This window comes from Paenibacillus alvei DSM 29 (assembly GCF_000293805.1).
Classification (GTDB): Bacteria; Bacillota; Bacilli; order Paenibacillales; family Paenibacillaceae; genus Paenibacillus_B; species Paenibacillus_B alvei.
In genome coordinates this window covers 250,175-273,000 of record NZ_AMBZ01000003.1, presented here as the reverse complement: position 1 = coordinate 273,000, position 22,826 = coordinate 250,175, and the positions used below count along the sequence as shown (strand labels likewise).

27 protein-coding genes are annotated in these 22,826 nt (G+C 42.5%); 11 read left to right on the top strand and 16 right to left on the bottom strand.

From position 1 onward, the window contains the following. Window position 1 precedes the first annotated feature (1 nt). The 3 genes from PAV_RS11640 to PAV_RS37230 form a co-directional block, all read right to left on the bottom strand. Window positions 2–439: a nuclear transport factor 2 family protein gene (locus PAV_RS11640; protein WP_005546315.1), complete on the bottom strand. Its 438-nt coding sequence runs from the start codon at window positions 437–439 to the stop codon at window positions 2–4. Window positions 440–911: 472 nt separating this feature from the next. Beyond that, window positions 912–1,925 (bottom strand): TraB/GumN family protein, encoded by a 1,014-nt coding sequence (locus PAV_RS11635; protein ID WP_005546314.1) that lies wholly within the window; start codon window positions 1,923–1,925, stop codon window positions 912–914. Window positions 1,926–1,986: 61 nt separating this feature from the next. Beyond that, window positions 1,987–2,307: a hypothetical protein gene (locus tag PAV_RS37230; RefSeq protein WP_005546311.1), complete on the bottom strand. Its 321-nt coding sequence runs from the start codon at window positions 2,305–2,307 to the stop codon at window positions 1,987–1,989. 270 nt (window positions 2,308–2,577) lie between these two features. Between PAV_RS37230 and PAV_RS11630 the strand changes: the two genes are divergently transcribed. Further along, window positions 2,578–3,144 (top strand): GNAT family N-acetyltransferase, encoded by a 567-nt coding sequence (locus tag PAV_RS11630; RefSeq protein WP_005546309.1) that lies wholly within the window; start codon window positions 2,578–2,580, stop codon window positions 3,142–3,144. A 172-nt stretch (window positions 3,145–3,316) separates the two neighbouring features. Here PAV_RS11630 and PAV_RS11625 read toward each other — a convergent pair whose 3' ends face one another. The 3 genes from PAV_RS11625 to PAV_RS11615 all read right to left on the bottom strand — a co-directional run bounded on the left by PAV_RS11625 (window position 3,317) and on the right by PAV_RS11615 (window position 5,724). Beyond that, complete coding sequence (locus tag PAV_RS11625; RefSeq protein WP_005546307.1) at window positions 3,317–4,642, bottom strand: family 8 glycosyl hydrolase; 1,326 nt, start codon at window positions 4,640–4,642, stop codon at window positions 3,317–3,319. A 120-nt stretch (window positions 4,643–4,762) separates the two neighbouring features. Next, window positions 4,763–5,308, bottom strand: coding sequence for a nucleotidyltransferase family protein (locus tag PAV_RS11620; protein WP_005546305.1), 546 nt, complete (start codon window positions 5,306–5,308; stop codon window positions 4,763–4,765). Window positions 5,309–5,337: 29 nt separating this feature from the next. Further along, window positions 5,338–5,724: a VOC family protein gene (locus PAV_RS11615; protein WP_005546303.1), complete on the bottom strand. Its 387-nt coding sequence runs from the start codon at window positions 5,722–5,724 to the stop codon at window positions 5,338–5,340. 399 nt (window positions 5,725–6,123) lie between these two features. Between PAV_RS11615 and PAV_RS11610 the strand changes: the two genes are divergently transcribed. The 7 genes from PAV_RS11610 (at window position 6,124) to PAV_RS33350 (ending at window position 11,948) form a co-directional block, all read left to right on the top strand. After that, window positions 6,124–7,143 carry a hypothetical protein gene (locus PAV_RS11610; protein WP_157266783.1) on the top strand — a complete coding sequence of 340 codons (1,020 nt, stop codon included), beginning with the start codon at window positions 6,124–6,126 and terminating at the stop codon, window positions 7,141–7,143. Between the two features lie 59 nt (window positions 7,144–7,202). Then, window positions 7,203–7,715, top strand: coding sequence for a hypothetical protein (locus PAV_RS11605; protein WP_005546300.1), 513 nt, complete (start codon window positions 7,203–7,205; stop codon window positions 7,713–7,715). Continuing rightward, window positions 7,712–8,059, top strand: coding sequence for a hypothetical protein (locus PAV_RS11600; RefSeq protein ID WP_005546298.1), 348 nt, complete (start codon window positions 7,712–7,714; stop codon window positions 8,057–8,059). Before PAV_RS11605 ends, PAV_RS11600 begins: the two co-directional genes overlap by 4 nt. Window positions 8,060–9,237: 1,178 nt before the next feature. Continuing rightward, on the top strand, window positions 9,238–10,449 hold the full coding sequence (locus PAV_RS11590; RefSeq protein ID WP_005546294.1) for a helix-turn-helix domain-containing protein: 1,212 nt from the start codon (window positions 9,238–9,240) through the stop codon (window positions 10,447–10,449). Window positions 10,450–10,682: 233 nt separating this feature from the next. Next, on the top strand, window positions 10,683–11,327 hold the full coding sequence (locus tag PAV_RS11585; RefSeq protein ID WP_005546292.1) for a hypothetical protein: 645 nt from the start codon (window positions 10,683–10,685) through the stop codon (window positions 11,325–11,327). A 26-nt stretch (window positions 11,328–11,353) separates the two neighbouring features. Further along, window positions 11,354–11,629 (top strand): hypothetical protein, encoded by a 276-nt coding sequence (locus PAV_RS11580; RefSeq protein WP_005546291.1) that lies wholly within the window; start codon window positions 11,354–11,356, stop codon window positions 11,627–11,629. Window positions 11,630–11,771: 142 nt separating this feature from the next. Continuing rightward, on the top strand, window positions 11,772–11,948 hold the full coding sequence (locus tag PAV_RS33350) for an aspartyl-phosphate phosphatase Spo0E family protein (protein ID WP_081505738.1): 177 nt from the start codon (window positions 11,772–11,774) through the stop codon (window positions 11,946–11,948). A 749-nt stretch (window positions 11,949–12,697) separates the two neighbouring features. Here the strand turns inward: PAV_RS33350 and PAV_RS36875 are convergent. Beyond that, complete coding sequence (locus PAV_RS36875; protein ID WP_005546288.1) at window positions 12,698–12,823, bottom strand: hypothetical protein; 126 nt, start codon at window positions 12,821–12,823, stop codon at window positions 12,698–12,700. Window positions 12,824–13,003: 180 nt separating this feature from the next. Between PAV_RS36875 and PAV_RS11575 the strand changes: the two genes are divergently transcribed. Beyond that, on the top strand, window positions 13,004–13,273 hold the full coding sequence (locus PAV_RS11575) for a hypothetical protein (protein WP_005546286.1): 270 nt from the start codon (window positions 13,004–13,006) through the stop codon (window positions 13,271–13,273). A 100-nt stretch (window positions 13,274–13,373) separates the two neighbouring features. Here the strand turns inward: PAV_RS11575 and PAV_RS37580 are convergent, their stop codons facing one another. From PAV_RS37580 to PAV_RS11540, 9 genes are all read right to left on the bottom strand, one after another. After that, complete coding sequence (locus PAV_RS37580; RefSeq protein ID WP_081505722.1) at window positions 13,374–13,580, bottom strand: helix-turn-helix domain-containing protein; 207 nt, start codon at window positions 13,578–13,580, stop codon at window positions 13,374–13,376. Window positions 13,581–13,600: 20 nt separating this feature from the next. Beyond that, window positions 13,601–14,293: a hypothetical protein gene (locus PAV_RS11570; RefSeq protein WP_005546284.1), complete on the bottom strand. Its 693-nt coding sequence runs from the start codon at window positions 14,291–14,293 to the stop codon at window positions 13,601–13,603. 135 nt (window positions 14,294–14,428) lie between these two features. Then, the gene (locus tag PAV_RS37575; RefSeq protein WP_372515410.1) at window positions 14,429–14,623 is read right to left on the bottom strand and encodes an aminoglycoside adenylyltransferase domain-containing protein; all 195 of its coding nucleotides are present in this window, start codon (window positions 14,621–14,623) and stop codon (window positions 14,429–14,431) included. 117 nt (window positions 14,624–14,740) lie between these two features. After that, window positions 14,741–16,870: a methyl-accepting chemotaxis protein gene (locus PAV_RS11565; RefSeq protein ID WP_005546282.1), complete on the bottom strand. Its 2,130-nt coding sequence runs from the start codon at window positions 16,868–16,870 to the stop codon at window positions 14,741–14,743. Window positions 16,871–17,346: 476 nt separating this feature from the next. Further along, window positions 17,347–18,315, bottom strand: coding sequence for a stalk domain-containing protein (locus PAV_RS11560; protein WP_005546280.1), 969 nt, complete (start codon window positions 18,313–18,315; stop codon window positions 17,347–17,349). Window positions 18,316–18,504: 189 nt separating this feature from the next. Beyond that, a complete protein-coding gene (locus PAV_RS11555; RefSeq protein ID WP_005546277.1) occupies window positions 18,505–18,792 on the bottom strand; it encodes a hypothetical protein in 288 nt (95 codons plus the stop codon). Window positions 18,793–18,817: 25 nt separating this feature from the next. Further along, complete coding sequence (locus tag PAV_RS11550; protein WP_005546275.1) at window positions 18,818–19,384, bottom strand: hypothetical protein; 567 nt, start codon at window positions 19,382–19,384, stop codon at window positions 18,818–18,820. A gap of 97 nt (window positions 19,385–19,481) precedes the next feature. Continuing rightward, window positions 19,482–20,039 carry a hypothetical protein gene (locus PAV_RS11545; RefSeq protein ID WP_005546273.1) on the bottom strand — a complete coding sequence of 186 codons (558 nt, stop codon included), beginning with the start codon at window positions 20,037–20,039 and terminating at the stop codon, window positions 19,482–19,484. A 17-nt stretch (window positions 20,040–20,056) separates the two neighbouring features. Beyond that, complete coding sequence (locus PAV_RS11540) at window positions 20,057–20,665, bottom strand: hypothetical protein (RefSeq protein WP_005546271.1); 609 nt, start codon at window positions 20,663–20,665, stop codon at window positions 20,057–20,059. A 386-nt stretch (window positions 20,666–21,051) separates the two neighbouring features. Between PAV_RS11540 and PAV_RS36110 the strand changes: the two genes are divergently transcribed. Both PAV_RS36110 and PAV_RS11535 read left to right on the top strand, forming a co-directional pair. Beyond that, on the top strand, window positions 21,052–21,198 hold the full coding sequence (locus PAV_RS36110) for a hypothetical protein (protein WP_238555807.1): 147 nt from the start codon (window positions 21,052–21,054) through the stop codon (window positions 21,196–21,198). Continuing rightward, window positions 21,128–22,777, top strand: coding sequence for an alkaline phosphatase (locus tag PAV_RS11535; protein WP_005546269.1), 1,650 nt, complete (start codon window positions 21,128–21,130; stop codon window positions 22,775–22,777). The genes PAV_RS36110 and PAV_RS11535 overlap by 71 nt, the downstream gene beginning before the upstream one ends. Window positions 22,778–22,826: the final 49 nt, after the last annotated feature.

Genomic DNA, 22,826 nt, shown 5'->3' with positions numbered 1-22,826 from the left:
TCTATTTGATGAATTCCATTTTAACTCTAGTAATTTTTAAGGACTGAATGAACCATTTGCCATCGACCTTCTCGTACGTATCGTGATAATGGCCATAGCCGCGGATCAATGAAAACTCCGAGCCCTCTGGAAACATAATGTTGTCTTCCATTGACCACACCGCCTTCGCAGTAGTTGACGATGTAAAGTCAAACTCACGAGAGAAGATGTGATGAATCGGTTGTGCCGCTCCAACGTTGTCATTAATAGCGTGTTGAATTTCTTGTTGACCTTTCATTCTGACAAGCAAGTTATCTTTTGCATCATAGGCTTCAAAAGTAGCTTCTGTAGTAAACAATTTTGCAAGTTCTGACCACTTTTTCTCATCTGCATACCGAACATAACGAGCCTTAAGATTGCTAATCTCTTCAATTGCGACAAGCTTTTGGATGTCGTCCATTTTTCCACTCCCTTTATACTTCACAAAAGTATATTCAACTGATTAGACTGAATATTCATTCTATAAACAGAACAATCTCGCTGCCGTAAACGTTCCCGCTGTCGCCGGTAAGATAAAGTAAGCCAAGCTTGGTTTTACTATAAAAAATAAATTAGATTGAATGATCGTTCTAATCTTAAAGTATACTTTGCTTTCGCGGTCAATATTCCGCTGAATTCCAATAATGAAGATCATGATTGATTCCAATTGATTTAAGAAAGAGATATCTCCTTTCCCATGAAATAGATCGAATGTTCATTCTAATCATACATCGGAATTTTCTGCCAGTCAATAGGTCTAATAACTCCCAAATATGATCGTGATATTACGATATTTGGAAATATAGACCGTTTTCGAATAGATTAAAGAAATAAGACTGATCCCCCGCCACCATGTTCAGCAGCATAAGGATCAGCCTCTTTTTTCAACTATTCTATTTCACGAACTCTACTTGGTAGCCTTTCGCCTTCAACTGATCAACGACCATATCTTGAACCACGTAATGAGCTGCGCCTACAACGACAAAGTGCGTTGAGGATCCTTCTTTATCAAGCAACTCCATCAGCTTCTTCGCCATGTTCTTGTCGCGTTCGCCTAACAAGCGTTTTGCCGAATCCGTTGTCATCTTTTCTTTCGAGCTTGTGAAGGATTGCTTGAACTTATCCAGATCAGCCTTCACCCACAGCTTCTGCCAAGATTGTAACAACTCCATGGACTCATCCGGCTTACCTGTTGGCGTCAAAACTTGATCCAATGCTTCATTCAATTCCTTCTCTTGTGTTGCAACTGGAACCTTGTTGAAGATATCGGCTTGAAGCTTTAAGCCTTCCAGCTCATGAATTGGCTTGCCAGCGAGCAATGCCGAATTCGTGAAGTAGGAATCAATGCCGAGCGCAGCAGCTTGCGCCATCTCTTCTTGAGAGCCTGTCATGCCTGCAAGCGCAAGGTTAGTCGTTATTGCCCATGGCTTGAAGCCGTCAAAGACTTCCTTCGGCAGCTGCATTTTCTCCAACACCTTTTGCAGCTTCGCATAGGTTTCCTTCGAGACGTGATCCTTCAATGTCGTACCGTCTGTATACGCCATCGATTGCGTGAAGTAGTCCATATCTTTGTTGCCTAGCAGATCGACTTCAACCCACAGGGAATCTGCCTGCTTGAAAGCATCGCGTACACTCTTCTTTATCGGATACATTTCAGGAGAGCCGACATGAATCGATCCGAGCAAGTAAAGCGTATTTTGTCCTTTTGTTGCCTTCCAGAGAAGCCCCTTCGCTCCACCGTCAACGGCATCGTAGGTGTATTCTACAAGACGACTTGCCATAACAACTGCTTGTTCAACCGTACTTGGCTTGTCCAGATCAAGTCCTTTGCCCGTTCCGTTTACAATCCCTTTTTTCTGGAGGAAAGCAATTGGCTCATCCGTTCCAATTTGAATGGATTCCGGCAAGTCATATTGAGTCAGTACACCGTATACCGCATTGATTACCGATTCTCTTGTAATGACTTTTTCAGTCGCTGGTACTGTGAACGTATTTTTTCTTTAATTCCAGTGCATCCAGCTTCGCAGATGTTGCTTTCATAAGTGCTTGGAACTTGTCTGCTGATATCGGCTGTTGAAAAGTACCGTCTGTATACCATGTCAGTGGGAAAATCCCGTACTTTTCCCCCTCATTCAGTACGTTAATTGACCAAGAGCTTACACTTACTTGCGGAGCATCGACAGGAGCCTGAGTCGCTTGTGCTGGAATAACAAACCCGAGCATGGCGACTAAAGCAACGAGACCGCTGGCCAGACTACGTTTTAACACATTCCATTTGCTAGTCTTCACCAAGATTCCCCTCTCTATAGAAGATATGTATATCCTCAAACCCTACCGATTATAGCGCTTAACCTATTGAAAGGCAAGGTTATCCTATGTATTTGTAAATATATGATGATATGTTCCTGTATAGAAAAATCGTTATCAATTATGCTCAGAATCAAAAGCAGCATATGTGCCTTAGCACAGATGCCTAAATGAATCATGTCATACTCCCTTGGGTTGTGCTAAAATCATGAAAAAATAACTTTGACACCATGAATAGAAAGGGGAGCGTGTATGAACCAGAGTTTTTACATTCGCATGGCAGTTGAATCTGATGCGCAGGAGCTGTTACACATCTACGCCCCGTATGTGACGGATACGGCTATCACCTTTGAGTACACCGTGCCAACTGTCCAAGAATTTGCCAATCGAATTCAGAATACACTGCAAAGATATCCCTATCTCGTCATTGTTCAAAACGAGCAAATTTGCGGATATGCATATGCTTCTGTCTTTAAAGGCCGTGCTGCATATGACTGGTCAGTTGAAACAAGCGTGTATCTGCGGCAGGATTGTCGCGGGGGTGGACTGGGCAAGGCGCTGTATTATGCTTTAGAGGAAGCTTTAAAGCGGCAAAATGTGATCAATGTGAACGCATGTATATCCTATCCAAGTACACCGAATGAATATTTGGACACCGCCAGCGAAAAATTTCACAGCCATTTGGGCTATAAGAAGGTGGCCCATTTCACCAAATGCGCGTACAAATTTAACCAATGGTACGATATGATTTGGATGGAGAAAATGTTAAGGGATCACGCAGACAAGCCCGAACCGTTCATTCCAATTACCGAGCTGTAACGATGTCTATAGAGCACTTGAAATAAGTGCATCCGACTCTTTTTACTCTGTTAATAATCGTTTTAACTACTTACTCATTACACTAGCAGACCGAAGGTTCAAAAAATAGCGGCAGTCAAAGACTTTATTTCCAGTCAAAGACTACCGCTATTTTATTGTTGCAATTCTTTCCCTAAGGTCTCCACCAGTTTCCGGACACTGTAATTAAGCTCAGAAGTCGGATGCTATTCGAAAAATACGTATTGCTGTTCGTCGATTTTGAAGTCGTATTCGACCACAACGCGTTCAGCCAAGCTTGGTTGCTATTGTCGATCATTGCGCTCACTGCGAATGGAGTTGCAAATGTCAAATCATAGTAGGAGTTAATTTGATTCCCGTTAAGTCGGTAGCCTGCCTTGATTTTTGCTGGATCGCTCCCTGTCTTTCCCTTTATCCAGTTATTCAATTGGGTCAGCTGTGCTTTTGCCCTTGAATCTCCGGTAAGTATATAGTCCGTAGCAATGCGCCAAGGTGTGCGGCTGGCATTGTAGTAGTAATAGCCGTCTTTATCTGTTTCCAAATACTCGCCAACAGCCGGCTTGTAACCACTTGATTCCTTCGTTGCAAAGTCAGGCAATAAACCTGTAGAGCCAGCGTAACCCGTATATAACTGCTGAATGATAGAGTAGGTCTGATTCAATACCGTATCCCAACGTCCATCTCCTGTCGCTGCACGGAAAGCACGCAAATGGTTCAGCATATAATCGGATGGCCGTGTCCCCTTGCCCCATTTTGAACTGGAGTCTGAAGCCCAATCCCCCAGCTTCAAATGCCATGCCGATTGGTTCACTTCACTCGCCATAATGGCATTAATAATTTGAACGGCGGCAGATTTATAATTAATACTGCCTGAGCTGCCCCACTGCTTATCGGCAAGCAGCAATCCATATGCGATATCCATATCCCCGTCCGTAGCACCATTGACTCCCGCATCCTCGTTACTGACAATCGCAGATCCGTTGTCCTTCTGCTGCCAAGCCATGAGCTGCGCATTAATTTCGCTCGGATGAGCCTTATAGAAACGATAGAGACCATCAAAATAGGTTTGTGCGTTGCTATCGTATCCTGCCATAATGGCCGTAATGAGCATGCCATACCCGTTCGCTTCGCTTGTCGTCACCACCTGAGGGTCATCATCCGATTCCTGATTCAAATTATAGTGGACAAAGTATTGGTTGCTGACATACGGATTCTTCTTTAAATACCGCCCCTTCCATTCGTCATACAGCCTTCTTACCTCGTTGTCCATCATTGCTTGATCCACATTATTCGGCTTAATGACACCTGATACATAGGTAGTATGCTGTGGAAATGGACGAAGCGGAGATGCGGCAGCAACTGCAGTCGTTGACGCATCCCCATCCGGCTCATTGCTTGCGGCAGCTGGCTGAACGAATAAAGCCTGCAATGAACCGATAATAAGAGTCAAACATAACAGCCATTTTACTTGATTACGCACAGACACGGCTCCTTCCAAAGGTATCGTTCCAACGATTACATCGTTTTCACTTTAGGCTATGTCGGAAAGCCATTGTCTCATGATGAATTTACGAAACATTAACATTCTATATCCAATCCATTATTCTATAATCGTAAGAAGCGGCCACTGATCCTTCCACTTCTTACTCCTAACGCGTTCCACGTAATAACTGTGATTCGGGAACTGTGAACATCTTCTTACGACGAGCTGAAATAAATCATCTAATCCATACGGTGCACAAATATCCAATTGATCGTTTTCATCCAATCGAGCGCCGACGGCTGTCGCCGTTTCCGTCCAGTGATACAGTGCATCCCATGTGGATGTATAGGGCTCTACCCCATTATGAGTGTGCATTCTCGCTTGATTTTTGACTGACCATTTCTTATTGCCTGTCTTTTGAATCAGCGCCTGCTCCAAGCGAATGTCACGTTCCTCGGATGCATCATTGCGATCAAAATAGACAACATCAATATCACTATGTCTGCTGCGATTATCGTAGCCATGGAGCCTGTCCCACACGTAGTTGCGAATGTAACCCGCTGCAATATAGCATTGCGGCAGTTGTAACTCCTGAACGATACGCAAATCACGCATGAACGCTTCATGCTCGCACAAGTATTGTTTCAGCCGTTGCTCTTGCATTTTTTATTAACCCTCATTTCCATAGGAAACTATGACTGCTTCATACCGACCGCGATCCATCTTCCGTCTACATCCTCGAATACAAATTCTCGATTGTTATAGTCGGTTGTTGTAAGTGGACGCACAATTTTAACGCCTCTTGCGGTAAGTTCCTCCAGCATTCCCTGCTGGTCTGTCGTAATAAAATATCCATCATACCCATATCCATGGAGCAATCGATTCGGCTTGAAGTTCTCTGGATTGCCCTTCGTCAACACAATTTCCATTGCATCCCGGTACAAGCATACATGAGGTTCTGCGGATTCCAAATAATAGACTGAACGGAACCCTAGATTCTCATAGTATTCAGCTGTACGATGTAATTCTGGTGAAGGAAACATTTGAAGGCAGCAAGCAAATAATGCGGTTGTTGTCATTTTCACTCCTCTTCCCTTCCATGTCATCTAACAATTTGTGAACAGCCTATCTGTAACTTCAACGAACCGTTATCGTTATGATCACCGTCAACCAAGTTTATAGCATATCAAGGTCATGGACTCTAGCAATCACTCTTATTCTCATGAATTTCAGTTGCTTTCCATTGCTGTTCAAGACTTGAAGTCAACTGAATCACCCTACTCTCTAGTGCTGGATCGTTATACCTACATCATCACATACATACGTAACAGAACATCATTATTATCCAAAATTTTCATCAATGTGACAATATCATTTATTTTTTTCACCGGAGCTTATGGGTAGGCCGTCCCTATCGTGCATGATTAAAAACCGTTCGAGCGTCATACAGAATTATGCAATTCGTGGGATACACAGGAATGATGATCCAATCAATAATCATAATAGAGGCTATCCACACCGCTTGCTTCGACAGCAATCATCAAGCATCATGCAATAATTCATGGAGAGAGGTGCTTCATTTGTTCAACACATGTACACGCTTGATAGCCGCGTGCGTTGCCGGAATCATGCTAACACTCGGGTTACAGGGCACGATGAGTCCAGCATCTGCCGAGCCATCGCAACCGCGGGCTGCCGTGGAATGGTTTAGGGATTATGGAAGCAGTTCCAGAGGGGAAGCGGTCATCCCTACCTCCGATGGCGGTTATTTGACGGTAGGAAGCATTACGGAGAAGAAAATGATCGGGCAAGATAGTTGGTCATATGTCGTTAAGGCTTATATCATTAAAACGGATGTAGAAGGACAGCCGCTATGGGAGCAGAAGCTAGATCATTATTCGTCCGAGAATGCCGCGTACCGGGCGATAGAGACTAGGGACGGAGGATATTTAGTAGTCGGCACCTACAAGTTATATGACGGCAAACCGTTAGACAAGCTATATCTCATTCGGCTGGATGCGTCCGGACAAGTACTGTGGCACAAGGCTGTTGATGATGGACAATTCCACCACACTCCGGTAGCTATTATGGAAACGGATGATGGCAGCTTTATGATTGCCGGGAGAGGGATGTTCTCTGCCATTGCCTACGAAAAGGGCTACATCCTGAAGGTGGATCGCAACGGAGAAAAGTTATGGTATCGAGATTATCGCTTTATCGGCAGCGAATTCTTTGCCGATATGATCCCCGCCAGTGACGGAGGTTATATTGTAGTTGGCGGCATAGGCTATCCGGATTATGAGTCTGGCGATGAGGACGCCATGCTTATGATGAAGCTTAATGAGCAGGGCGACATCGTATGGTCACGGCCGTTCCAAGAACCAAATACGAAACGGCGTGCCTTTTCGATCATCTCTTCCGATGACGGAGGTTATCTGATAGGCAATCGTAAAAAACGAAGCAGGGTGAAGTCACCATTCTCACCAAGACGGACGTAAACGGTCAGCCGGAGTGGGAAAAAACATATACAGCCCCGAGCCCGGAATCGTTCAGAAGCTTGGTGCGGACGAAAGACGGGTATGCCCTGCTCGGTACAGGCACATTAAGCGAGAGCTCGGACAGGAAATGGGAATATGCGATAGTCACGTTCGACGTAAACGGCGTGTTGACAAGCCGCGAAGTACTCCCAGGCCCGACGCTGAGCGACGTTGGCAAGGCAGCGATAGCTCGCGACGGCGGGTTTATTTTTACCGGAACCGTGAAACGAGGAGAGGTATGGAAGCTTCAGCTCATGAAGCTGACACCTTTCGAGAACATGCCTCCTACAGAACAGACATTGGCAAGCATTTCATTCATGGAGAAAGAGATGCAAGTAATATCAGGCACCAGCATGCCGACAGTACTGCAAGCCGTGTACGGTAATGGAATGGTCAGCGATATATCAGGCGCAGCCGTATATAGATCGGATAATCCCCGTATTGCTGACGTCGACGCATCAGGTAGAGTCACGGGGATGAGCCTGGAGTCACTTATATTGGGGCCTCTTATGGAGGGCTCAATACCAGCTTGAAAGTAACCGTGCTTCCGGAGGATTGGGTTGAGCCTGAACCGGTCCGCGGAAACCTCCGGCTGGATTCGAACGACTACTCGCTAAGTGCCGGCTCCATGATCGATGTAAGGGTCATCCTTTACGACTATTCCGTACATAAAGAAATAGACGTGACCAAGGAAGCAACTTTCCGAAGCGCCAATCCGGACATTCTCGAGTGCGATGATGAGGGGAACCTGATTGGCCGTAAAGCGGGATTCACGAGAATCCATGCTGCCTATAGGGGACTCCAGGCGACGTCCAACGTTCAGGTGCTTCGGGCATCCGTTCCGCAAGAAGTGGAACAGCCAGAGCTAGATTTGTAATCAGGCGTAATTCATATAATCTTCGATACAAGTAAAGGCTTAGCTAGAGCACGGAGTTCGGAACTAAAAAATACTTTTCTACCTTACTCCATTCACTCCAATATCGAATACCGTGCTCTAGCGTTCATCCTTTTATAGACGAATTATTTCCCGAGCAATAATTTTGTACATATAATTAGGTAGCTTTTCCTTTACAATGACTAATATATCAATATGCTTTGTTGAGGGGTAAAGCATCCCATCGCCATTGAACCGTGTAAATAGATTCCGACTAGCGATTGCGATAATTCACATTTCAAGAGATTCGTGATATGGTCTAAAACAACTTGTTGATTCATTCTAAATGTTTCCCCTGTCTAATAGGTTGTCTCTATTTCTTCGCAGCACATTGACCAATTCCATTTTTACTATACTTCTTAAAATCATAGATGACATGTGTCGGTTCCGGATCGGTATCTAAATTCTCAAAAAGCACGACCAAAAACCCAACGATTGTTCCAGATAAATCGATGAAATAGGGATTCCACCGCTTGTCGCCTTCCCAAAAGTAATCGATGTTCTCTTCGAAGCTTCCATCTTTAGTTTACGTCTTGATCTGTATACAGACTGAAGTCATATAGATAAAATTGATATAGATTAACGAATGATTCCTTCTCTTCAAAGGTAACAGGGACAAGATTGATGTCCATAATTGTCTCCTATCCCAGCTATTATAGGATGATGTCATAGCCTTAATTTAACCGCCTAAATCTATTTATTGTAAATTTCAGCAATTAACTTACTAAGATTCCGTTAATTGTAACACCCTTTACATTACAATTTTGAATAGTAAGATTTGATAGGCTGCTTTGATCCATTAATAAGTCTTTTATATTTATCTTCAGCAACCAACTTGTACCCATTTTGTTCGTAAAAATAATGATTTCTTAGACTTTTTTGTATCGTATCCAACGTCCATAATTTTATTTCTGGATGAAGTTCCTCGATTAACTTCTCGTATGATATTTTTGCATATCAATCGGAGAATTGAAGCTCAAGCCTATTCACCATCCAAAACAAAAGGGTGAGATTATCTCCCTCCGTTTCTTATCTTTGCTTCTAATGTCCTCCCACAATTTACACGACCTTCATAACATAGTAAAATATAGGTGATAAATCCAAAAGGAAGAGGGATTATATTGGAAGTTGCGGTCATCAAAACAATCGGGGAACTTATCCAAGACACCAGACGTGCATCAAACATAACATTAACACAAATATCAGAGCTATCCGGCATTCCAAAGGGGACAATATCACGAATTGAAAACGGAAATGTAAAACGACCGCAATTCTCGACCGTACACCCGTTGGCAAAGGCATTAAATATCCCCTTAGAAACACTGATTGATTATTACGTGGAAATCGAGAGAAGATCAGATTCATTGCTGCATATTCTGCACACGACGATCCAACATAAGAGCAACAACGAACTGATTCAAAAGGTCGCCACCAAGTTCCTAGAATCCTGCAATGAAGATAGCTACGATTTAATCGAAAAGCTTTATCAGAACATCGACTCCATTGAAGATAACTCCATTAAGTTATTATTGTATAATCTCATCATTGAGCACTCGCGTTCACATGGAATGATGCCTTACATCGCCAAAGGAATGTATCAACGATACCTGATTGAGCGAAATGATTTTAGTAAATTGAAGGAAACCTACTATAGTGGAAAGTATATTCTTCATTATGCTGATTTCTTACCCCAACAAGAACGGATCGAGCTGTACTACAAATTAGGCATCCATTCTCTTAATCTAAGACTTTATTCAGAAAGTAATGACCACAGCAAAAAAGTATTAGAATATGGCGAAAGCTTCTATAAAGTAAATGCACTTGGCGTCCTCAGAGACGCACATTTTGCTCTTGGGGAGTATGAAGAGTCGGAGCTTTACTCGTTGCAGTACAAGCAATTTGACTATCCGTACATTCGAGAAAATGCTATTCTTATGGAGGCGTTTATCAACTCCAAAAAGGGTAATATTGAACAATCGATAAATCAACTCCTATTATTTTTGAAGTCGTGCAGTAATGATTCTGTAATTTCTGCTACCAACCAGCTACTCCGTTTGTACTTACAGCAAAATAACCTCGAAGGTGCTAAAAATGTATTAGAAGGTAGCACAATAAACCCATCCATTTTAAACACGAGTAACCCTTTAATCCTTTCTAGATATGCTGATTACCTTCAAATCAAAGGAGAATATTATTTAGCTGTCGGCGATTATGAAGCATGTATTAATTATATGGTGGAAGGAGCTTCTTACTACTCAAAAGTGAACGCTAGAGTTAAAGAAAAGCTTTGTCGGATAATCAAAACGGCATTCACCCATGGTGATATATTATAATCGCGCTAGAAACACCTTAAAGGTGCTTTTTCTTTTATCTTCCGTTTCTTTTTCATCTATTTTCTGGAATAACTGAAACGTATTATATATTCGCCATGTGAGGTTACTCTTTAAATCACCTTAGAAATAGATGATGTATCATTACATAAGTGATGCGCATACAATTTATCGTGATGCTGAGTCCGCCCATGTATAAGAGTAACTTCGCCAAAAAATTCCAGGAGGCGAGTTGCTTGAAGAAGAAATGGATCGTATCCCTATTAAGTGTAAGCATGGCATTCTCGATGTTCGCACCAATGGCATTGGCGGCATCTGTGCCAGAACAGCAGGCTGAGTCACAGAAACAAGGTCACATGCTTCAAATCGGAAAGGATGAGTTCAGCAAAAAGGTTCTTAATGCCATATCAGTCATGGATCGATACATCACGGTCAGTAAAGACCAATTCGTGATTGATCCTGCCGCGAAGAATGTCGTAGGTGCAGACATCTATGAGCATTACAAAAAAGGCATCGATAGCCTTAATGCAGAAGTTCGTCAAGGGACAATTGTAATCCAAAACGGGCAAGTGAGCGTATCAGAAAGATATTCGACTAATGCTTTCAGCAACACTTACTGGTGGGGAGTAGCAATCACTTTTAGCGACTCGGAAACAAAAGCACACGCTCTTGCAATGCGTCAATCAGGTAATACCACCTCTTTCCTTGCTGCTATTGCTGCTTTTATTCCAGGAGGTTGGCTAGCTGCTGTAACTGGTGCCGCTTGGGGTTGGGCTGCAAACTCAATCGCGAATGACTTTGATTATTACAATCGTGGGAACGGTGCAACGCTCAACATTCATTGGTTGCCAGTGATCTATTATGAGGTCACGTCCAACTAGTTGGCATTAACACAGAGGAGGGAGTTATGGAACTCAGTCAATTGGAAACGTTTTTAACTACCATTTCTTTTCTTACTCTATACGTTCTATTAGCCGTATTTGTCATTCACTTCATCTTTAGAAAGAACCTCATAGTTAGGAACTTTATTTACTTGGGGTTTTTGGCAATCGGGCTACTGGTGTCGTATTACAACACGATCTTCAAGAGTGGAAGTAACTGGATTCAATCCATACTCTTTACTGTTGTGTTTATTGGGCTTGTCAGGCAGCAATTGATCTACAAGAAGAAAATGAACAAATAACAGCAATCAAAGGGCACCTCCGGGTGCTCTTTTGATTGCTGTTATTTTGTTTCTTTAATTCTATTATATGGAATATATTGAAACGTACATTATACTTGCCAATGGAAACAATCATGGTAGTGTGTATGTGAGGTGAAACCATATTGATAAGTCGATTAATGACCAAATAAATAATCTAAGGAACAAATTAATCGAAGTCGTAAGGGAGAAACAAAAATTCACAGACGAAGAGGTTGTACGGATAAGCCAGCAATTAGATGAACTCATTGTAAAGCAACAAACTATAAGGTTTCGGAAACGCAAAAACTCCATCAAATAATTGTCATTGTATAACCTGATCATAGACCACTCGAGCTGATTTCTTCCCCCAGCAAGACCGGCTTGAGCTTTACTACAAATTAGGTATTTTAACAACTCTCTGATGTCAATTGACACAAAGTTGCCCTATTAATAAAAAAAACCTTATTCTGAATAAGGGAAATATCTTTGGATTATCCATCATTATGTCCATCAACTGTACTAAAATCATGTCATGAGGTCATGAGGATGAATTGAACAACGCCAAAAACAATTAAGATGATGACAAGAACTAAAACAACTACAATAGTATTAACAATAAACTTCAACTTTTTGTTAGTATCCTGATCGACCATAAATACCACCTCCTACACTTAAGATATTAAATAAAGGACAACATAATATCTTCTGCCGTTAATCCTACGCCCCAAGATACAGTAGATGTGATCATTTTTTAATCAGTGAAATTTACACAAAGTCCTTGGTACCTCCAGTAGGAAATTCCAAGGTCTAAAGAGTTTAAAACCCTTCACAATGAACTCCATCAAGGACGGTGGTCAGCTTGCAATCTACTAAGAAAGTGAGAACATTGTTTATCCTGACCCTAATTATTTTTCCCTTTTTTATATAGTGCCTAATCAAATCAATAACAAAAACCATAGTCACCAAGTAAACAGACAGCCAAAAAGCTTTAACATAGTCTCCATATTCGATGTAGAAGTAAGCTATTACAAAGTTGGCTATGAAAAAATCAAATATGTCAGCATCTAATCATCTCGTCTCAGAACCAGGGACTTTTTCGATGTTCTGTGTAATGTCTGGACTTGCAGATACAGCAGACATGAACAAACTGCAAACCATAAGCAGAGTCAAAGATGCAATAGATACTTTTTTCATCTTCTTATCCCCCCTATAATATGGATATGGTGCATTTATAAAAATCCTAAATGCGATCTAAATTTAACATATGCCCAAGGGCTTGTCTGTCGAATATTGATCCTGTAAAAAATATTTATAGGATTTATGTTCTCGAGATGTCGAATATTGACAATCAATTGTTTTTAGGAGGTTTTGTATTTGCTTATCAAGAGAATTTTTCTGAGCATCTATTTGATCGTAATTACCTTTTTGGGTCTGTTCAAAGTTCCAGTGACTGTAGTTTGGGGAGAAGAAATGAGGTATCATTCTAAGAAATACGTTTCTCTTTGGGAACTGCAAGGAGAACATCAAGTAGATGAATTCTTTGTAGCTTATCAATTGGATTATTTGAGGCTACTATTTGAATTGGGTATCGCTACACTTATTGTTTATGTGCTGTATTTGATTTTCAAACCTGATACAGAATAAAGGATGCCTTTTTCGAGGCATCCTTTATTTTTAAAACAACAAATATACATTAAGGCTTTCTTAAACGTTTGAAGAACAAGTTGATTATCGTTATGTAAGCTCATCTGCTCAACTCGTCCATCTCCGGATGAGGAGTTATAACGACACTTTCGGCGATGTTGGATCGTAAGTTCATGGCCTGCATCAAGCGTAAAACTTTCTTGTGATTTACCCATACACCGTGATCTTGAAGTAGGAACAACTGGTTTTGTGCATATCCATATTTAGCGTCGTTATATAGTCTACGCCTTCTTCTATATAGCTTGATTCCAAAACCCCTTTAAACTATTAATTTACTAGTTGGATAGTAAAGCTTTTTACAATGTTGTCGAACTCTTTCATATCCTCTTTTTTATAACGAGTTTTATCAACGAAGAACATAAGCGTTACGTAATCATCATCCTTTTGAAGGATAGCTATTTTCCCTATAGATCCATCTGTTTTATAATCCAATACTTTTGCATTTTCGCCAGCAATCTTTCGATTTATTTCATTGGAAACGGTATAACCTATACTACTAAGTTTTTGTTGGAGTGCCTTCGTGTATTGTTCTAAGTTCGAATTATTTATTGTCTGCAGAAAAATATCAACACCCATGTAATAATTGCTTACCACTTGTCGTTCGTTGGTTTGATATGAGGCACCCCAGTTTCCGTTCACCATAACCTGATAAAAATTATTGGATTCGCTATTGAACAAATTAAGATATTTGGGCCCACCAATCGTAATCTTATTTTCCTTCTTATTAAATTCTAATTTGGAATTAAGCCCGAAATAATCCGTCATCGACTTGACTGGTAAATATAAAGTTCCCTCATACATTAGTGCCTTTACATTACTGGCTTCATGTCCATTTAAGTCTACCTTTACAGCAGGATACAATAAAGCTTTTACTTCTTTATAATTTGAAGCTGCAAATCCAGTTGCTGTCCCTATAATAAATACAGCCACAAAAGTCGATATGATAATACTCTTTTTCATCTGAGACACCCCAATTAATGATAAGATTTTTTCTTAAGTGATTTCAAAATCGTTTTTTCTATTGGCACGGTGCTGTTTACAAATTCTTGTCTGATGCTCTTCTATTCGCACTTTCATGAGTCTCTGCCGATTTTATCAAATCGTTGCTGATTCAGCGGAGCACTGCATTTCTTGAAGCATATATTCCGTGTAGTTTAAGAGCATCGTTTCGTCGAGATTCAGATCGTCTAATTCATTTCGATACTTGGCAAGACACCGTGCAATTAAGTTATGATAGTCGCTCGGTAAATAATTGAGAGCCCATTTACCTGCTTCCTTCTTGGACGAAATAACCGACTCTTTTACATACCAAAGAACCCGTGATAAATCTTAATACATAATAAAAGCGATTTTTTCTAAAGCGCCGTTGATATCAGTCGAGATCGGTACCCTGAATTACAAACGAACTTAATTTATTATAACGTCATTGCACAATACAAATTTGCTTAAGTCATTCTGCAATTGCTGTGACATATCCCTTAACTCTTTGGCAGAAATTTGGATTTTCTCTGCGGAAACTAGTTGTTCTGCTGTACCTGTAGCCATTATCTCAGCTTCATTCGATGTACGTTGAGAAATATCAGATACATCTGTAATTGAAGCCGCCACTTCCTCCATTCCAGCTGACATTTCCTCAGTGATTGCGGATACTTCCTGAATTTGTTCACTTACAAGCTTAACCTCACTAAGAATGCCATCAATGGTCTCCTTCGTTCGTGCAATAGATTCCATACCCATACTCGTCTCGATTTGTATCGAATCCATAGCGGATACCGTTTCTCCAACAAGCGATCGAATATCAATCAATAGGTCAGAAATGGATTTCCCAGAGCTCGATGTTTCTTCGGCAAGCGCTCCTATCTCTTGTGCAACTACGCTAAATCCACGACCATGCTCCCCCGCACGTGCCGCTTCAATATTTGCATTTAAGGCAAGCAGCTTTGTTTGCCCAGCAATCTCCATAATTGAATTTATAATTTGACCAATACGTACTGAATGCTCGTCAAGCTTAGCTACAATCTGGGCAGAATCAGCCTGAGCCTTCTTAATACTCACCATTTGATCCACGGTTTCTATCAGTTGCTGATTCCCAATTACTGCATTTTCACTTGCACGAATGGCAACCGAAGCAACCTCAGATGCCGCTTCCGCAACTCGTGTAATCCCAATCGCCATCTCATTCATTGCAGATGCCGCTTCCACTGTCGTTTTCTTTTGTGAAGCTGTCCCATCCGATACTTTCTGCACAGAATCGGCAACCTTGTTCATAGCCTGTATTGATTGATCTGAGATTCCAGTTAGTTGCTGGGAGGATTGAAATGTTGTTAAGGAAATTTGTTGATTTAAACTAAGCACTCGATTCATCGATCTTTGCATTTCATTAAAGGCCGCACCTACAAGCTGCAGCTCATCCTTAGTATTCAGTACAATGTCTTGGGAGAAATCACCCTTCGCCATCGATTCCGCTCTTTGCTTTAAGATACTCACTGTATCCATAACACTTTTAAAGAATGCTACATAAAATATGACTACTAATAGTAAGACTACCACCATAATCAATAATGTTATATTGCGCTCAGCAGTATAGTCATCGATCCGTTTTTGAAGAATATGATCTAATTCCATTATGGCAAGTTTGAATACCTCATCCGCTGTTGTGATCGCAACCGTCCCTTGAGTGAAAAAAGTATCAGGATTCATGTTCATCTCTTGCTTATGTATAATTTCTTGTTCAAGTAAAACGAGATAGTCTTGAATATTTTGTGCAACTTGCCCTCCCTTCTCAACTAGATTCACATTATTGTTACTCTGAGATTCCGCAATTTTGGAAAGAGATTTATTTAGATTGACAAGAGCAGTCTTACTCTCATATTCTTTCAGAAGTAGCTGGATTTTCAACTCATCCGTTAGCGTTTTCGATGCAAGAATACCATTGCCACTTCCCCGGATAAAAGCGGAGTTTTCGATTAATGCAGGCAGTTCCTGAACGACCAATCTCATCAAATAGTATGAATTAATTTCATTATCAAGTGATAATTCAGACTCATCGGCGCTGCTGACAATAAGTTCTTCTATCTGCTCCACCAGTTTTGAATGACGAACAAAACTATCTGCCGCCTTTAAGCTTTTATAAGAATCACGCAGTTCAATCCATTCTCTATGAATAGAAGCCCATTTTTCGTATGACTGGGGTAGGTTTTTCTTCTGGAATTTTGCTTCCATGTGTCCAATCAATTGAGCAATTTCTTGTAGCTTCGCCTCAATTGCGCTCTTTGATTCTTTATTTCCATTCAAGTAACCATTTATAAGCCCACGTTGCTGTTGTACTTGTAGCATGAAGGGCATTATTTCACTGATCTGCTCAACACCAGCTTGTTCGCCTTTGATGAATTTTATTTGAGTTTGCTGTGTCGCGTTCCAATTATATAGAAGGACTACTATTGGAATAATAAATAGTACACTGATGAGCATAAACTTTTGCCCATATTTTAGCCTCGATAGGATCGAAGTAAATGGACTTAATAATTGGTCTAACATACTTTTCTTACCCCCATGATATATTCTCTTAGATGTCCAGTATATTTTACCGATAAAATTCACTGGCATTTGTGATATATATCATAGTCAACCAGCCCTTTTGTGCTGGGATTTTCAACGCTGCACTGAACAAACTCTTATAAGGACACAATCCTAGCTTCAACAGAGTAAGATAATTAAGTGTTCCGTAGATCCGGTGATGATTAAACTAATGAAATAATCATGGACTTCAACGTCAAGTTGTTCATCTGTTTGAAACTGAGCTTGGTTATCGAATTCCGTATAGCGCTCATATCCTCTTCTAACACAAAAAGACACGCCAGCAGCTAGGGATTTCCCCTCACTACCAGCGTGTCTTTTGACTCACCTATAATTCTAACCTTTTTTTATCTTCTCTTTGTACTTTCTCTGTCTATTTATCTTTTAAACTAACTTATATCTAAACTGAAGCAAGAGCCTCAGTTGATAACAACAACTTACTCTTTGTCGCTAATCCCAACAACGCCTGTTGGGTCTACGCCGAACTTCGCGCCGAAGACATCTTGCAGGGAGTCAAGCGGCATGAAGAGCTTGCCGTCCTTTACGACCGGCGCTTCCTTCAGCTCGACGAACATCTTTGCTACAGATGCATTCTTGTCGCCCTCTTTCAGCGCAATCCATCTCGCTCCGCGCATGAACTCATATGCTCCAGTCTTTTCGTTCTTTTCGACTTTATAGCCAAGCGCCTTACTGATTTCTTCGATTGGCACCATGACGTTGTGTTCCGTCGTGAATACTTCCTTGGAAATCTCGCCAAGCCCTTCGCCATTGACGACAAGCACCCAATGCATGCCGCCGAAGGAATCCTGCGGAAGTTGGTTGGTTTGAACAATCTCAATATGTCCGTCGGCATCCATCGTCACGCCAGCATGCAGCACATCGGAGACGAACTGCAGCGGTACATACAACTGCTTATCCTTAAGCAAGGCGGCCTTGCCCAATTGCAGGATATCCTTCACTTGTCCATACTCATCCTTGTTCAACACGGCCGTAACCTTCTGCTCTCCCTTAATCGCAGTGACCGACTTGTCCTTCTTATGCCAATCCAGCTTGTAGCCCAGTCCTTCTGCTACTGTGCGTATAGGTACAAGAATATGATTGCCATCGACCTTCACTTGGCTGGCTACCTTTTCGCCGTTAATCGTTACCGACGTTTGAGATCCGACGTTATGTACCCATTTGTTATCCAAGGCTGCGCCGCGTGTCGTGCCTACAATGTCGCCTTTATCGTTATATACAAACTTCTTCACATATTTATCGTAGAAATTCGTTCCTAAGTCTTTCACTTCCATGTTCGTTGTTACAGCTTTTGCATCGACTGGTTGTGCAGCCGGAGCTGCGTACGCTTGTGCGCCCATTAATCCAAGAGCTAATGCTACGGTAGTTGCAATGGTTGTCTTTTTCATCTGAGTCCACTTCCTCTCGAATGAATCCTTGTGTTGTGACGCATTGCGCAATGTTTTTTCAACTGATTCACACACTCAGACGGGGCATTCAATCAAAAGGTTGCACAAATGATTTTCTCCATATTTTACTAACCCATTTACTCAAACTCACATAGTTGCATGCGCCATACTAGGTTTCCGTCTTAAAAATTACGACAGTACGCCTGTCATCGCCCAAATCCAAATCCCCACGAATCCAAGCACAATCCCGATTAAGAACAACATAAACAACTCCGAACCGAAAAACCTTTTCACCAAGCTCCCGACTAGGGCCACGAGCCCGATAACGCAACCAATAAACAACACGATCATGAAAGGACGAGTTAATAACAAGTGCTGCACAGAGGGCTGCAATAGCACATAATAACTTACCCCGCCAACCAGTACACCCACTGTAAAAAGGAATGCCAGCAGTACACAAACTGTTGATTTTTTCATAGGCCGCTGCTCTCTTTTATCCTGGCTAAGCCAGCTCTCCCTGGGCGATTTCCGTCTTACGCCCGCGCGAGTTCACGATCGTGATACTGATCGCATCATATCCATTGCGCTTCGCCTCATCGAAGTTGCACTTTTCTCCGCTAATCAGCTCCAGCTTCCCGTCCTCATCCACTTCTTCTTCGAATTCCTCATCCCAGTCGACGTTGTAATAGACGGTTACGAAAACTTCAAACAAATCCTCTCCGTCTCCATCCACATAAGGAAGCAGCGGCTTCCGCTCATTGTGCTGCTCCGCTGTGAAGGTGTCGCACAGCATCGCATCATAACCATGCTTGCATCCATCAAACAGCACGTAGCGTTTCCCCGTGTCTGGATCCTCTGCAATGATGAGCGGCGGAGCAAAATCAGTCGATGAAATCAGATCATCGATGAGCTCCCCATAATAGAAAATATGGAATTTCTTCGCTCCGCCTTCAATAGACAACCTTCCTGTCCACTCTACCTCATGCCATGTCGCCGGACTCTCCGGAATTGCAATGCCGTCCAAATAAGCAGGGCCTTGTCTGTAGTCAATTTGATTCATCAATTTCATCACGTCCTATCCAGTGTCATCATGATCGTTACGATACGATTGTTATCGTCAACTTTCAGCTCTACCGTAATGTCTAATTTATCTTTGAACAGCTTCGTTACGTTAATGTAGCGGTCGATAGCCTCAGAAGTTCCCCCGCTCCCGTTGACCGAGACATGCCGGCATTAATAATATCTTTCACATAGTCCTTGTCCACGGGAGCGGCAGGATCATACGTGTACACATGATTTCCATTATCATCAAAAAATTCATATGTATTCGTGTAATCATTCGCATTCTCATATTTCGAAACCGTTTTGATATACGTATGCTCGCGTTCTGTGTCATATCCAACCTTGCCATCTAAATATGGGTTCTCCTTAGAGGATTTCACCTCGTATTTTCCATATGCCAGCATAAACAATTCTTCCATGTCGCCGGGATCCGCTCGATAATAAAACTGCCGTTCTTCCTCCTTCTTATCCATCGCGGACATGGAGTTTAGCAGAGGCCATGCGTCATACTTTTTACCGTCCTTTTCGATTGCTAAGGCATACTTGCTCAACACTACCTCACCTTGGAACACGCCAAATGAACGAAAAATAAAGTATGCAGGAATGCTTAACCCCACAAGGACAAAGAGTACGATGGCCATTTTATGCTTGAGTTTGCTCATGCTGCCTCCTTATGCAATTACATATCTTTATGCTGAAGCTTGTACAGCAGCTTCACGATGGCCTCCCGATTCTTCGCATCCTTCATATAGGCAGGCAGCGAATGGGAAGCTGTACGCTTGATTACGCCAGCAGGCTTCTCACGCAAATCTGCCGATATATAGCGGATCAAATAGTTCAAATGCTCCCAATTGGCAGCCCATACGGGCTTACTGCGGAAATAATCCAAATAGTACAGCTCCAATTGAAAGACAGGATCCCGTTCATCTCGAAAATCAGAGTAGCAGCCAGTATACGTCAACGCCCTGCGCAAAGGCACTTGATTCACAGCTGAGCAATGAGGACAAGCGATACGTATTGCCTTCTGCGTCTGCTGCTTGTGATCGGTAACCTGCTCATTGAACCATCTTTCGCATACTGCGCAAACACCGCTAGCGCTGCACCGATAAGCCTCCGGTTCCTTTTCTTGATGGAAGCATGAGGTGCACTTCACCATTAGTCCGCATTCCCCTTGAGAAATATAGGCCAGACCTTTACACTTCGGGCACTTTACAGCGACCTCTTCATTCCGGCGCAATATCGCATAAAATCGAAAAGGAAGACCAAGCGGGTCTATAAATCGTTCCATGATGTTCTTTCCTCCTTCCGATATTTTTACCAAATCATTACCAAGTATAGGTAACCTCTTACGAACAATCAATAGACTCCCTGATTATCCTTGCAGGTCTTCTGTCCCATTTCTCTTCAATTACCCAGCACTCCCAGCTTAAATCAATAACACTCGACCTGCATTTTCAACATGCCATTCCCAACATTCTATTTCATTAACCTTTTCCTGCTGTAAGTGTAAGCAACAAATCTGGCATATACGTATGAGATCTATAATAGGCATATATAAGATTTACAAAATTTTCAAATCTATTTGATTTACCAATTACATTTATTTACACAATCGCTAACAAACCTTGTCTACAATAAAGCTGTATATTACATACTTGGTTGGAGGGATTTCGGTTGAATAAAATGTTACGCAAATCGTTGGTGACGACGCTGGCGCTTCTCATGCTGCCGTTCGGAGCTATGCAATCCGATGCAGTATTGGCTAAAAAGCGCCGCGAAGCCGCAAACCGCTTCGAAAAATCTCATTGTCCTTATTGGTGACGGCATGGGACCTGCTCAAGTAACTGCCGCACGAATCTACTCCAAGAACAAGCTGAAGCGTCCATCCTTATATATGGACAGCCTGTATGTGGGCCAGGCAACGACCTTCGCTGACAAAGGCGAGGACGGGGATACGATCGTCTCCGGCGAAGTAACAGACTCTGCATCTGCAGCTACTGCATTTGCAACGGGCAACAAAACATACAACGCTGCAATCAGCGTATCGAATGAGGACATTTCGAAGCCAGTCGCATCCGTCATCGAAGCTTCCAAGGCTATCGGCAAGTCGACTGGCCTCGTAACGACAGCTCGCATTACACACGCAACACCTGCGGCATATGCCTCCCATGTCCGCAATCGCGACAATGAAAATGCAATCGCATCCCAATATTTAGAGTCGGGCGTTGTTGACGTTCTGCTCGGAGGCGGCAAGCGCCAATTCGTCAGCAAGCAGGAGAAAGGCAAGCGCGAAGACAAGACAATCATTCCTGATTTCGAGAAAAAGGGCTATAAAGTCGTATACGACAAAAAAGGTCTGCAATCGTTAACGGCGAAAAACGGCAAAGTTCTCGGTCTGTTCCACGATTCTCATGTGGACTATGTACTGGATCGCAAGCCTGAAACACCAAGCCTTGCTGACATGACATCTGCAGCGATTAAGTCTCTCTCTACGAACCCTAAAGGCTTCACCATGATGATTGAAGGCGGACGTATCGATCACGCAGCTCACGCGAATGATCTGGGTGCCATGATTCAAGAAACGCTTGATTTTGATGCAGCGGTGAAGGTCGCTCTTGATTTTGCGAAAAAGGACGGCAACACTTCGATCGTCATTACGGCCGATCATGAGACAGGCGGCCTTTCTCTGTCCCGTGACAACATTTATGAACTGAATGTCGATGCATGGGGCAAGCAAAAAATCTCCTCCGAGCTTCTTGGGCCACAGCTTGCAAAAGCAGCGTCCACGGACGAAGTGAAGTCGTTAATCAAGAAACATACAGGCTTCACTGACATCACAGATGAAGAAGCCCAATACATCATGCAGGGCGATGGTTCTTCCTACAAACAGGAAGGAGCGTTCAATCAAGTGATGGCGAAGCGTTACTTGGTAGGCTGGTCTGGGCATGGCCACTCTGCGGTAGATGTTGGCGTATGGGCGTATGGACCAATTGCGGAATATGTGAAAGGTAAAATTGACAACACAGCAATTGCAACAAGCATCGCGAAGGTAGCGGGATTGGATCTGAAGAAAGCAACAGCCGCGCTGCAAAGCAAGCACCTGTATCCAAAGTTCAAGGTAAGCCGCGACGGCAAGGTTCTCTTCCCTGCTGTGAAGCTTGCACAAGCGCTGCAAATTAAAGTAACGAATGACAGCACATCGAAAACAACTACATTTGCGAAGGACAAGGTAACCTTGAAGGTAAAAGACGGAGCTTCCGTAACGTTGAATGGCAAAGCAATTTCCATTCCGGCAGAAGTGGAGCACAATGTCCTCTACCTGAGCCTTGACGCATTCAGCAAGCTGACTGGCAAAGCTTTGAAGTGGGACTCCTTGTCTGAGCGCATCATTTTGAAATAATCATATCGATTCGTACTTGAATGGGCGGGGTGACAGTGTCACCCTGCCC